The organism is Microbulbifer variabilis, from assembly GCF_052467165.1.
The window spans coordinates 223,697-235,802 of sequence record NZ_CP174301.1; the positions used below are offsets into that span (position 1 = coordinate 223,697).

10 protein-coding genes are annotated in these 12,106 nt (G+C 50.4%); 6 read left to right on the forward strand and 4 right to left on the reverse strand.

Annotated elements, in window-relative coordinates:
• On the reverse strand, positions 1-1,119 hold the full coding sequence (locus ACJJIP_RS01010) for a glycosyltransferase family 4 protein (protein WP_026305195.1): 1,119 nt from the start codon (positions 1,117-1,119) through the stop codon (positions 1-3).
• 189 nt (positions 1,120-1,308) lie between these two features.
• On the opposite strand from ACJJIP_RS01010, the gene ACJJIP_RS01015 reads away from it, so the two are divergent.
• On the forward strand, positions 1,309-2,229 hold the full coding sequence (locus ACJJIP_RS01015; RefSeq protein WP_444946045.1) for a glycosyltransferase family 2 protein: 921 nt from the start codon (positions 1,309-1,311) through the stop codon (positions 2,227-2,229).
• Between the two features lie 103 nt (positions 2,230-2,332).
• Positions 2,333-3,631: a lipid IV(A) 3-deoxy-D-manno-octulosonic acid transferase gene (gene waaA, locus ACJJIP_RS01020; RefSeq protein ID WP_020414298.1), complete on the forward strand. Its 1,299-nt coding sequence runs from the start codon at positions 2,333-2,335 to the stop codon at positions 3,629-3,631.
• Positions 3,632-3,675: 44 nt separating this feature from the next.
• On the opposite strand, the gene ACJJIP_RS01025 is transcribed toward waaA, so the two are convergent.
• Positions 3,676-5,175 (reverse strand): TolC family outer membrane protein, encoded by a 1,500-nt coding sequence (locus ACJJIP_RS01025; protein ID WP_020414299.1) that lies wholly within the window; start codon positions 5,173-5,175, stop codon positions 3,676-3,678.
• Positions 5,176-5,531: 356 nt separating this feature from the next.
• Between ACJJIP_RS01025 and ACJJIP_RS01030 the strand changes: the two genes are divergently transcribed.
• The 4 genes from ACJJIP_RS01030 to ACJJIP_RS01045 are packed head-to-tail and all read left to right on the forward strand — an operon-like array spanning position 5,532 to position 9,819.
• Positions 5,532-6,182: a paraquat-inducible protein A gene (locus tag ACJJIP_RS01030; protein WP_020414300.1), complete on the forward strand. Its 651-nt coding sequence runs from the start codon at positions 5,532-5,534 to the stop codon at positions 6,180-6,182.
• Positions 6,179-6,865 carry a paraquat-inducible protein A gene (locus ACJJIP_RS01035; RefSeq protein WP_444946046.1) on the forward strand — a complete coding sequence of 229 codons (687 nt, stop codon included), beginning with the start codon at positions 6,179-6,181 and terminating at the stop codon, positions 6,863-6,865. The genes ACJJIP_RS01030 and ACJJIP_RS01035 overlap by 4 nt, the downstream gene beginning before the upstream one ends.
• Positions 6,858-9,245 (forward strand): PqiB family protein, encoded by a 2,388-nt coding sequence (locus ACJJIP_RS01040; protein ID WP_444946047.1) that lies wholly within the window; start codon positions 6,858-6,860, stop codon positions 9,243-9,245. Before ACJJIP_RS01035 ends, ACJJIP_RS01040 begins: the two co-directional genes overlap by 8 nt.
• Positions 9,246-9,267: 22 nt before the next feature.
• Entirely contained in the window at positions 9,268-9,819 is a 552-nt protein-coding gene (locus ACJJIP_RS01045) for a DUF4136 domain-containing protein (protein ID WP_444902540.1), read from the forward strand.
• A 64-nt stretch (positions 9,820-9,883) separates the two neighbouring features.
• Here ACJJIP_RS01045 and ACJJIP_RS01050 read toward each other — a convergent pair whose 3' ends face one another.
• Together ACJJIP_RS01050 and ACJJIP_RS01055 are read right to left on the reverse strand one after the other, a co-directional pair.
• Positions 9,884-10,939, reverse strand: coding sequence for a glycosyltransferase (locus ACJJIP_RS01050; protein WP_353375556.1), 1,056 nt, complete (start codon positions 10,937-10,939; stop codon positions 9,884-9,886).
• A gap of 39 nt (positions 10,940-10,978) precedes the next feature.
• Entirely contained in the window at positions 10,979-12,019 is a 1,041-nt protein-coding gene (locus ACJJIP_RS01055) for a glycosyltransferase family protein (RefSeq protein ID WP_444946048.1), read from the reverse strand.
• Positions 12,020-12,106: the final 87 nt, after the last annotated feature.

Below are 12,106 nucleotides of genomic sequence, written 5' to 3' on the forward strand. Positions count from 1 at the left end.
TCAGGCTCCGGGCGACTTTTTGATCATGGTTTCATAGACTTCGATGGTATGTTCTGCTTGGCGCTTGAGGGTAAAGTCTTCAGAAAGGGAGGCTTTTTGTTTTGGGCCTTTTAGCAATTCCCGTGAGCGATTATAAAGTGCTTCAGCATCGTTTTGCTCTACCAACCCTTGTGGAAAGCAAACACGCAGAGACTCTGCGGGACCACCGATGTTGTATCCAATTACGGGTGTTCCCATAGCTGCAGATTCTATCACGGTACGTCCAAATGGCTCAGGTCGTTTGGATAGGTTGTACACGAGACGAGATTCCTTATACCAATAACGAATATCACTACGATGGCCGACAAAGGTAAGGTGCCCCTCTATTCCTTTCTCTCTTACTTTTTGTTTCAGTTCCTTTTCATAGTGGCTCTTGTTAGCTTCAGCCCCACCGAGAATGATCCCATGAATATCATGATGCTTACTGATCAAACGCTGGATTAGCTCAATAAAATCCTCTTGACCTTTCCAGCGAGTCAGCCTGCCGGGCAAGAGAAGCCATTGCTTATTTGCTAGATTTGGATATTCCTTCTCAATGTTCGCTTTCCAGTCAGCTGGAACCGAGATGTTGGGATTGAATTCCTCGGTATCAACTCCGCGATAGATCACTTCTGGGGGACGTTGTAGATAGGCTTGGTAATTATCATGTAAGTAATCGTTCACGCACTCGGATATTGCGATTACCTGCTCGCTCCGGGCCATAATGGCACTGTAGCGATTAATTGAATACAGGCCGTGGGCGGTGCTAATTAGGCGTGGCCGCGACTGGATATCTAGTTTTCTCCAAGCCAAGAAAGTGAGCCAGGCGGGGACCCTGGATCGAACATGCAATATATCTGGAGCTTCCCATTCGATAAGTTGTCTTAACGGTCTAACCTGTAGCAAACTACTTAGGGACTTTTTGTGGATAGGCAGTGTAAAATGCCTGGACCCTTCGGATTCCAATTTTGGAACCATGGTGCCCCCAGAAGATACAACGATAGATGTGTGGCCGGCTTGAATGAGCATTCTTGCCAAGTCGAGCGTACCCCGCTCGACTCCCCCGGAGTTTAAAGCGGGAAGCAGTTGCATTACTTTCATGGATTGTTTCACGACATAAGTGTGTACTAGGTATTACTCAGACTGTCTAGCTCAACGGGCAATAAGTTGATGAGCTGACTACAGGCTTACTAAAAGTCAAATATTATAGACATGCCAAATAGAGGGGTATAGGCTGCGCTGCTATTGCTAACGCCCTGATTTAATATTTGGTTGTTTGTGGAGTTTAAATTGCGACCACTGCTAGACATTTGTATCTGCACCTGCAAAAGGCCGGAGCAACTTCGCGTTGCTTTGCAAAGTCTTGCCGAGCTTGATTTACCTGCAGATGCAGATGTAAGTGTGACAGTAGTGGATAATGACCCTGAGGAGCAGGGGGGGAAGGCGGTAGTGGAGTCCTTCGCAACAGATTCGTCCCTCCCAATTCTTTACGTCCTTGAAGAACGCCGTGGAATTCCCATTGCTCGCAATCGCTGTATTCAAGAGGCACAGGGCAAAAATGCGGATTACCTTATTTTTATTGATGATGATGAATGGGTGGCTCGAGACTGGCTGGTCAAGTTGTTTCGATTTGCTCAAGAGCTTGGTGGCAACACGGTAGTAAATGGTAGTGTGATACGGGAATTGCCAGACTCAGTGCCGGCTTATTACTCAAGATATTTCTCTCGAAGGAAGAGGCAAACAGGTGATCACCTCACCTACTGTGCCACCAATAATGTCCTGATTCCAATGAAAATAATTCGTGAGTTTAGCTTGTCCTTTGATGAGCGGGATCCCTTTGGAGGTGGTGAGGATGTGTTGTTCTTTTCTGAGCTGCATACCAAGGGTGGAGACATCATTCATTGCGCTGAAGCAAAAGTATTCGAACCTGTACCAATAAGCCGCGCGAACTTACGCTGGCTTTCCCGTCGCAAATATTCAGCAGGTATCACGCTTGCAAAGCAAAAGTTGCAATCTGGGCGCAGTCGGCTAGGAATTTTACTTTCAGCGATATTCCAACTTATGGTTGCAGGGGTTCTCTGCTTGTTTGGCTTGGTTTTTGGAGGGCTCCGCCTGGGTTCCCGGCCTTGGTTGCGCCTATGTCGTTCTGTAGGCATGGCCTGTGGAGTGTTTGGGGCTCGCTCAGATTTTTACCGGGTTGTGGACTGCTAGTAAGTCACATAAAAAGTTCAAGTTGTACTCTCTGCCTGTAAGATAGCTGGCTGGAGCTTCGGCTCGGATTCCAAATAATTGCCAACTGGTGACAGCTGGATATATGCAGACCCTTTACAACTGGCTTTTTCGCTTAGCCATTCCATTTATTTTTTTTCGGTTATGGTGGCGCGGCCGTAGCCAGCCAGCTTATCGTCAGCGTTTCGAGGAGCGGCTGGGACGGGTGCCAAAACGCTATAGTCAAGCTCCATTAATATGGGTTCACTCCGTATCTGTGGGGGAGACCCTCGCTGCGATCCCCGTTATTGCTCAATTAGCAGCTCGCTATCCTGATTGGCATTGGCTGGTTACAACGAGTACCCCTACAGGCTCCGAGCGGGTTACAAAGTCCTTAAGCCCGATTTTGGGCGGCCGCCTGCTCCATTATTACCTACCTTATGACTTACCCGAGTTCCTCAATCCATTTCTGGAAGCTCTCAACCCCACTATGTTGGTGATTGTAGAGACCGAATTGTGGCCAAACCTTCTGCGTTTATGTCGAAAGAGGGCGATCCCTGCATTGCTTGCCAATGCACGTTTGAGTGAGAAATCTGCCCGGGGTTATGGGCGATTTATTGGGTTTACCCGCTCAATGTTGGGCAATTTGGATAAAGTTGTTGCCCAGTACCCAGTAGACGCTGAACGTTTTGTTTCTCTGGGCCTGCCTCGAGAGAAAGTAGTGGCCAGCGGCAATATTAAGTTTGACCTGGATATTGACCTGGGCCTCATCAGCGAAGCGCAGGCGCTATCCCACCAATGGCGCGGCTCTTTAAATCGTAAGGTTTGGCTGGCAGCCAGCACCCATGCCGGCGAGGATGAGATCATACTGGATGCGTTCTCTACCCTGATTAAGGACTTTTCAGATCTGCTTTTAGTCTTGGTACCGCGTCACCCTCAGCGTTTTGATGATGTTGCCCGTTTATGTCAGGAGCGAGGCTTTCAGGTTTCAAGGCGCAGTAGTGGTGGTGCTCCAAAAGCGGATGATCAGGTTCTTTTAGGGGATACCATGGGTGAGCTACTGCGTTTCTATGGTGCCTGTGATGTGGCTTTTGTGGGGGGGAGCCTGGTCCCTGTGGGAGGGCACAATATGATTGAGCCGGCGGCCTGGGGGATACCGACTATCTCCGGGCCATACATGCATAACTTCGCGACCGTGGCTGATCTTTTAAAGAATGCTGGCGGATTGGCAATTGCGGCGGATGCTGTATCACTGAGTAATCAGATAAAGCAGTGGTTACTGAACGATAAGGAGCGACAGGTCTTAGGTCAACGAGCTAGGGCAGTAGCGAAGCAAAATAGTGGGGCTTTGCAGCGCCTGCTGGAAGAGATAGACAGGCTGATGCCGAGTTCAGGAAAAGTGTGAGCGGCTCTCTTGGAGCTGCTCACATTTCTTTGGAGTCGAGTTAGCTACTTGGAACCGCTTGGGCCGGCTTCCGCTACACGGTGAACATTGTTGGCCGGGTTCAACATAACATCCAATTCTTGTAGATCCTGTGGTGAAAGGAGACCCGCTACCTGCTTAAGGCTTAAGGTGTTGATGATGTAGTCGTAGAGGGCGTTGGCATATTCGGTTTGATTTGAATAAAGGGTGTTTTGCGCTAAAAGCACATCTACGATATTGCGCGTACCCACCTCGTAGCCGGCTTGAGTGGCATCCAATGCACTCTTTGCGGAGACCACAGCCTGTTGTCGGGCTGCCACACGGGATACATCTGTTACCACTGCACGATGTAGGGTGCGGGTGTTTTGGATAGTATTGCGTTCAGCCAGGTTGCGCAGGTCTTGTGCTTGAAAGGATAAGTTACGCGCTTCACGTCGATTGGCGCTCAAAAGGCCACCAGTATAAATCGGTATATTCAGTGTGACTGCGGCTACAGAATCACGGTCGTCCAAGTCCCTGGGAAACTCAGTATCTGATTGGCGAGTCTCGTCTCTGAATCTCACACGTTCAGTACCGTTTGAGGTGAGCTTGTTATAGGAGAGGGAGCCGGTAAGAGTGGGCAGGTGCTCACTGGCGGCAGAACGGGCATTGTAGCGGGCCGCTTCGGCATTCAGTCGTGCAGCTTTCAAGTCGAAGTTATTGGCCAAAGCGAAGTCGACCCAGTCTGCACGTTCAGCCGGCACCGGAGGTGCGACTTGGAAGGTATCTACGAGAGGAGCAACCTCATCGTGATAGCTACCGGTGAGGATTGATAGGGCATCGAAGTTACTGAGCAGCTCGTCTTGAGCGGTTAAGCGGCGGGCTACAGAGCTGTCGAAGGCCGCCTGGGAATCATACACATCAGTAATTGCGGTTAGGCCTACTTCGAATCGCTGCTGAGTTTGCTCCAACTGCTTGGCTAGGGCTTTCTCCTCGGCCACTGCGGATTCCAGGATGTCATAGGCGCGTAGTACATCGAAATAGGCTGTGGCGACTCGAAGCATCATTTCTTGCTGATTGGCACTAAATTCTGCAGTAGCAACTTTGGTTAATCTTTTACCCCGTTGGTAATCAAACCAAGCAGGGGCGTCAAAAATTGCTTGGGTCAGTGTGGCATTGTACACCCTATTTTGATAGGTCCCGGTTGATCTTCGGTTAAAGTCAACTAGATCACCATCAACGGGGCCATCTTCAAGAATTTGTGCCCCGTTTGAGATGTTAAATTCATGGACTCTGGAGGCCTCGAATCTGGCATTTACCTGCGGCAATAGCGGTGCTCGCAGCTGGTTCTTTGCCTCGATACCTGCATGGTAGGTGGCTCGATCGGCGGCAAGTTGCTGATCGTTATCTAGCGCCTGAGTATAAATATCCCACAGGGTGTCGGCCTGGGCCTGCATGGCACCGAATCCGAGTAGGGCGGCGGCGAGTAGTTTCTTCAGTGGACGCAACTGGCGGCCTCGCGGCTCTGTGCGGTTACTTCTTTTCATCTGTTTCAACTTCCTGTGGCGGGTGCGGTCTTCAAGCTTCTAAAAAGTATCTGGAGCGGCACTCGAGTTCTGGGTACTCGGTGGATTCCTTTGGCTCGCAAAGTTAGGTTGTGCTGCCAGTCTCCCCAATCAGCAGTCGCGAGAGTGTACCCGCGGCCAGCCTGAGCGTCGAGGCGACGCTTTCGGCTTTTTGGTATATCTTCGTTAAACCGACGCGAATGTGCGTTTACCGGTAACTGCCTGGCAATGTCAGGGCAGCATTGAATAGGGCAATGGCCCTATATTGCAATAGACGCGCCATCGAAGCATTTGGATGCGGCAAAAATTGTGCAGGATAAGGCAAGGACCTCTCGCACATGGAACAGCTGCGTGATGATAAACAGATACGTTGGCAGCATGCTTGCCATGAGTGCGATCTATTGCTGACTGGCGGGTTGGCACCGCCCGGTCAAAAGCTGACTTGCCCACGCTGTGGTTGCACTCTGCATCGCAATGCCAATCACAGCGTCTACTACACCATTGCCTTAAGCTTGACTGGGCTACTGCTATTTATTCCCTCAGCGAGTCTCCCGCTCCTTAAATTCTCGTTATTCTCTTTTGGTGCCGAGAATACCCTGATGAATGGTGTTTATTCATTATTTAAAGCTGGCTATATCTGGTTGGCGTCACTGGTCTTATTCTGCAGTGTGCTGGCTCCTTTGGGAAAATTTCTGCTGCTGTTATTTGTTTGTTGCGGCAGTTTTTTGGGGCTGCTGGATCGCTGGGTTTCTATTGCGGTGCGCTGGTACCAACATATCAAAGAGTGGGGGATGCTGGATGTATATATGCTCGGCATTCTTGTAGCGCTGATTAAATTAAGGGATCTGGGAAAAATGGATGTGGAACCGGGGCTGTATTGCTTTGGCGCCATGATGCTGGTTGCGAATCTCTCTTCACTCAGTTTTGACCAGAATGCCATTTGGCACCGGCTGGCACTTCGGCGTGCTCAGCGGGAGAAACTGACATGAGTTCGAAATTCCCTCCCAAAGGGATTCATGAGGGCCTGACAAGCTGTCTCAGCTGCCATCAATTAATTATTTTGCCAATTGCGGGTGGGCACTGCCGATGCCCTCGCTGTGGTGGACGGGTGCACAGGCGTATTTTGGGGAGTTTGATGCTTACCTGGGCACTAACAATTACCGGGGCCCTATTATTGTTACCAGCAAATATTCTCCCGATTATGACGGTGGTTTACCTTGGTGCCGGCGACCCAACCACCATAATTAGTGGCGTTATGCAGCTATATAACAGCGGGATGTGGGGAATTGCGCTTATTGTCTTTGTGGCAAGTATTGCTGTGCCAGTAATGAAGTTGTTGGGCTTGGCTTTATTGCTGGTTCAGATGCAACTGCGCTTAACGTTTGTACCTTCCCAGGCAATGAAAATCTATCGGGTAGTTGCCGGTATTGGGCGATGGTCTCTTCTGGATCTTTTTATGATTTCCATTTTGGTGGCATTAGTCGATATGGGATTTATTGCTCAGGTGGTGGCGGGTCCTGGCAGCACCGCTTTCGCCTCTGTGGTAATCGTTACTATGTTGGCTGCACGTTCTTTTGATCCCCGACTTATTTGGGATGCTTATGATGGTGACTTATACAGTAAGGATGTAGCACCGGAGACGGCACATCGGGGTGCCGCAGAAAATGGCTGATAATTTGCCCCCTGAAAATAATGGTGTTGAAGGGGCACGTTTAAACGGTGGGGCCCAGCGGGGGGTGGTGCGTGCGAGTAAGGGATTACCGTTGGTTTGGATTCTGCCTTTGGTGGCGGGACTGATAGCAGTTTGGCTGCTATACCAGGACGTGGCCGAGGGAGATGTAAAGGCGAGCATCCTGTTTCACTCTGGCGATGGCTTGGTGAAGGGGAAGACCGTCGTGAAGTATTCTGGTGTAGATATCGGCCTTGTGCAGGATGTACGCCTGGTACCCAATGCTAAGGAGTTAAATGGTGCTGATGGAGTGTTGGCGGAGGTCAGCCTCAATCGCAGTGCAGAGTATCTGCTAGTTGAAGGGACTGAATTCTGGGTAGTGAAACCGGAGCTTTCCATCACAGGTATCAGTGGTTTAGAGACATTACTATCAGGTAACTATATTGCAGTTGAATCTGGCAGCGGCAAACGCAAGCGCGAGTTTGTTGCGTTGGACCAGCCCCCGGCATTTATTCGCGGAGATGGCCTGCGCGTGGTGCTCAAATCCCGCCGCTTGGGCTCATTGAGCCGTGGCTCTCCTGTTTATTACCGCCAGTTAAGGGTGGGCCAGGTAGCGGATTACAGCCTTGAAGAGGATGGTAATGAAGTCAGTATCGAGCTGTTTATTCGTCGTGAATATGCCTATCTAATTCACCGGGGCAGCCGTTTTTGGAACAGTTCAGGTATTTCAATTGAAGGTGGCATCAGCGGAATTAGCATTAATTTGGAATCTCTTGCCGCCTTGTTTGCCGGCGGTGTCAGCTTTTATACCCCGGAATCTCAGCGTCAATCCCCCTTAGCCGTAAATGGCACAGAATTTAAATTATATAAAAATTTTGCTGCTGCAGATGCAGGGATTTCTGTCACTTTAAATTTTGATCGCGGTGTAGATGTTACGCCTGGCAGCACCAAAGTGTATTACCAGGGGATTCAAGTAGGTGAAGTCAGCAGGGCAAAAGCTAACAAGCGTATGGATGGCATAGAAGTTAAAGTGTTGATGGACCCAGTAACTGATGACCTCCTCAGTGAAAATACTCGTTTCTGGCTAGCCCCCCCCACATTTGACTTTACTGGCGGCCTTAACAAGCTGATTCAGGGCAATCGCATCGAAGTAGATCTTCGCCGGGGAAACCGATCCCAGCGTATTTTTACGGCACGTGCCTCGGCACCGCCAAGAGATCCCCGCGTACCCGGTTTACACCTGCGTCTCACCACACGCAACCCAGGTTCACTTCAACGAGGAGCTCCTGTGTACTTCCGGCGTATCGAAGTGGGTAAGGTGCAGGGAATGGAGCTGCGTAGAGATGGTGAGGGGGTTGAAGTGTACGTGGTAATTGAGCCGCGCTATGCGCACTTGGTACACCAGGGTACTCGTTTTTGGAATGTCAGCGGTCTGCGCGCCAGTGCCAGTCTTAGTGAGGGGATTGAAGTACAGGCGGACTCCTTGATGTCATTGTTGCGTGGGGGCGTTGCTTTTGGCATCCGGCGTGAGGATCGTGCGAAATCAGCACCAGTGCAAAATGGTGATCAATTTCCTCTGTACAGCAGTCGTGAGGATGCACTTGAAGAAGGGATTGAAATACGAATCAACCTTCCCAGTGCGGAAGGGCTGAAAGTTGGGGCCCCTCTGCGCTATAAAGGTGTGCAAATTGGGGAAATTACTCGGTTACGTCTTGGCGCAGGCCTCGGAGAGGTCCATGCCCGTGCCAAGCTTTATCACCGTGGTGCAAGCTTTGCCCGTGCAGGCACACGTATTTGGGTGGTGTCGCCACAGATAGGCATAAGTAAAGTTGCCCACCTGGATACATTGATAACCGGGCGCTATTTGGCTTTAGAGCCGGGCCTGGGGCCCATGCAAACGGAGTTTTATGCAGAGCTGCAAGCGCCTAAAGAGGATCTTGCCGATACCATGAGCCGACCGGGGTTAGCTGTGATACTGGATGCCGCGAGGCGCGGCTCTCTGGTAGCTGGGAGCCCCGTTTATTACCGGCAGGTCCAGGTGGGTGAGGTTACAGGTTTTTCCCTGGGAGAATTGGCTGACCGAGTTTACATCTATGTGCATATCGAGCCGCAGTATCAGCCATTAGTGCGTGAGCACACTGTGTTTTGGAATGCCAGTGGTGTAGAGGTGAATTTTGGTTTGAGGAGCGGTCTTAATGTCAATACAGAATCCGCTCAAGCCTTGATAAAAGGGGGGGTTGCCTTTGCGACGCCGGAAGCGCCCTTCATGGGTTTCGAGGTGGAGAGCGGCAGTCACTATCCTTTGTACCCAAAAGCTGAACCTGAATGGTATAAGTGGAGTCCCAAAATAGAACTCTATGATTTTTCTGAACCGGTTAAATAAGTATGAAAGTTAAGGAGTATTTATGCGTTACATAATGACGGGTCTGGTGACATTGCTATTAATGGCAGGATGCCAGGAGATGCAGGTGGAGCGAGTAAATACAGGAGCCCAGCCGGTGGCTTTTTCCACCTACAAATGGGGAGTAACGCCGCTCGGGGATGCGCCCGATGCGCCGGCGCAATTGGTGGAGTTGGATGAAGAAATGCGTGGCACAGTCGCGGCGCAGTTGCAGCAAAGAGGTTATCGTCAGGTGGGGCAGGACCAGGAAGCCGACATGGTGGTCGACTACCAGGTTGCCGTTGTTGATGAGTTTTTTTCCGGGGATACTAGGGACCCCAGTTGGGATAAACAGTTTGACAGTAATGCGCCCCAAGAGGTTGTAGAGTTACCGCCGCTTACTGATGCCCCTCTGGTGATTATGAGTGTGGGGATTGGTCGCCCAGGGGGGGAAATTATTTGGGGTGGAAGTGCCAGTGAACTACTGACTCGCCCAGATAGCATTGAGCAGCGCCAGCGTCTCATTGTCCGGGGTGTGAGCGCCTTATTGAAGGATTTACCGGAGGCTTATCAGTAGCAGGTGCCAAAATTTTGGCCTGATGTGAAAAAAGCCACCATAAATTGGTGGCTTTTTTTGTTCATTAAGGGCGCCCTCGGTGCATTAGTTTATCGTAGAGCTCAATATAGGAGTCCACGATAAACTTTTTCGAATAGCCATTTGCATAGACCTCCGACGCATTTTCAATCAGGCTCTGGCGCAACTCAGGGTTGTCCAGTACTGATTTAATGGCTTTAGCTAGTGCGTCTGCATCATCGATCGGAGTGATTAGGCCGCTCTTACCGTCAGTAATTACCTCACCCGGCCCCTGGGAGTTGGTTGCTACTATTGGGCAGCGGTGCGCCCAGGACTCCATTACGATCGAGCCCAATCCCTCGTGGCGTGATGGGCACACAAATAGATCGGCAGTGCGCATCAGGGTGGTGACATCGTTGCGCCAGCCCAGAAAGCGTACCCGCTGATCCAGGCCAAGCCTGTGACACAGGGCCTTTAATTTGGCCTCCTCTGGCCCAGCACCTGCTAGCCACAGTGTCGCATTGGGAATCTGTGCCAGGGAGTGCAGCAGAACATCGAACCCTTTATTGATATGCAGACGTCCGGCAGCGAGAATCAGGGGTTTGTCTTCCGGAGTATTAAAACTGTTGCGTGGTAGAGGTTCTACAGGAGTCTCGTCGGCAAAGTTGGGGATATGAAAAATGCGGTCTTTGGGGATACCGCCATCAATCATATGCTGGCAGATGCCTTTACTGATACCAATCCAGTAATCTGCATGGCGGTAGTACTTAAGATTGTAGTAGTGCCCTAGGCGACTAACCAGTAAGTAGTTTTTTGAATTGGGGGTGATAATCGTGGCGCGCCCCATCCAGGTCATCACAATATCGGGCTGCCAGTTGCCCAAGGCCTCCCGGTAAATTCTGCGGCCGAGAAAATCCAGCTTGCCACCAAACTTGAAGCCTTCAGTTTCAACGCCATTGTTACGCAGTGCCTGTACGCGATGGTCGTGGTTACGAATAAATGCCTTCTCGTTAATTTCCCCTCTTGGGTTTAATCCACTTACCAGGCGTACAAAAAAATTTTCCGCACCACCGTGTTCGGCGCCGGCGAGGACTTGTGCCACTCGAATTGGCTTGTTACTCATAAATCCAACATATTAAGTGTGATTGGTTTGGCAGTGCCGTTAATTCAGGGTGCCATCCAGGTTGATATCGCGTGCCCAGGCATAGTCATGGCTAAATGGCTGCAAGCTTGTGGCTTCGACAATATACTGCGCATAGAGCTTGGAGTTCATTTCCGTATGGAAAAATTCCCGGGCCTTTGCTGCCCAGGCACGGCGTTTGGCATCATCATTTTGAAACTCTCGGATTTTTTCCAGTAGATCTTGCTCTTCTGAAAAATAAACGATGCTCTCTGGCGGTAGTAACTCATCAAAGTGCAATTTGTCACTGGTGAACTGCAGTATGCCGTTACCGGCAAGTTGTGCCATGCGTGCGGATGAATACCAGTAGTGGGTATCCTGACGATTAAAGTTCAGCCCCATTTTAGTTTGGGAGAGTGCACGATCGTAATCTCTTCCCCAGACCGGCGGCTCACCAAAACTGCCATAGGTTTTAAAATTTAATGAGTCCCCCAAGGCATCCTTGAGGTTCTTAACCATCTGCAGGCGCTTGGTAAAATTGTTGCTGTTACTGCAAAACAATAAGTCGATGGGCAGATCTGTGCGCTCAGCATTATTAAGGTTTTCGATCGATGTCTCTACTGGGTTTGGCATGTGGTAAACCCGAGCGCCGAAGCCTTCAAAAATTTTCAGTTCGCGGCGCCCAGTGGACACGAAAACTGCATCGGCGATTTCCGCGCGGTATTTAATTCGCTCCACATTACTGGGGACAAACAGAGGATCATTATTACAGTGCGCAATCATGCAGTTGGGCTGCTGCTTTTTAATTTCCCTCAGGGTATCGTTACCGATCATGTCGCAATGGCCTGCGATCACCAAGTCCGGTTCAAATGCTTCTACGGTTTCTAACAAACGGCGGTTGGCTTTGCTCACACCCAGGTCGCGGATGCCAAACGGGGCCTCAAATGCGGCTACATCCCGATCGCTGAATACTTGGGTGTTGTGATCATTTTTGATCAGGCCAAAAGTCAATTTCTGCGCCCAGCTGACCCGTGTCTTGCCGTAGCGACGCAGTTGCTGATAGGCGATATTGAGCACTCTCATAGTGGCGCACTCTCTAAAATCCAGGGAGATAATTCGTATGGCCGCTTGGTTCAGAGGCTGTTACGGTGGGCGCAGAGTATAACAGCT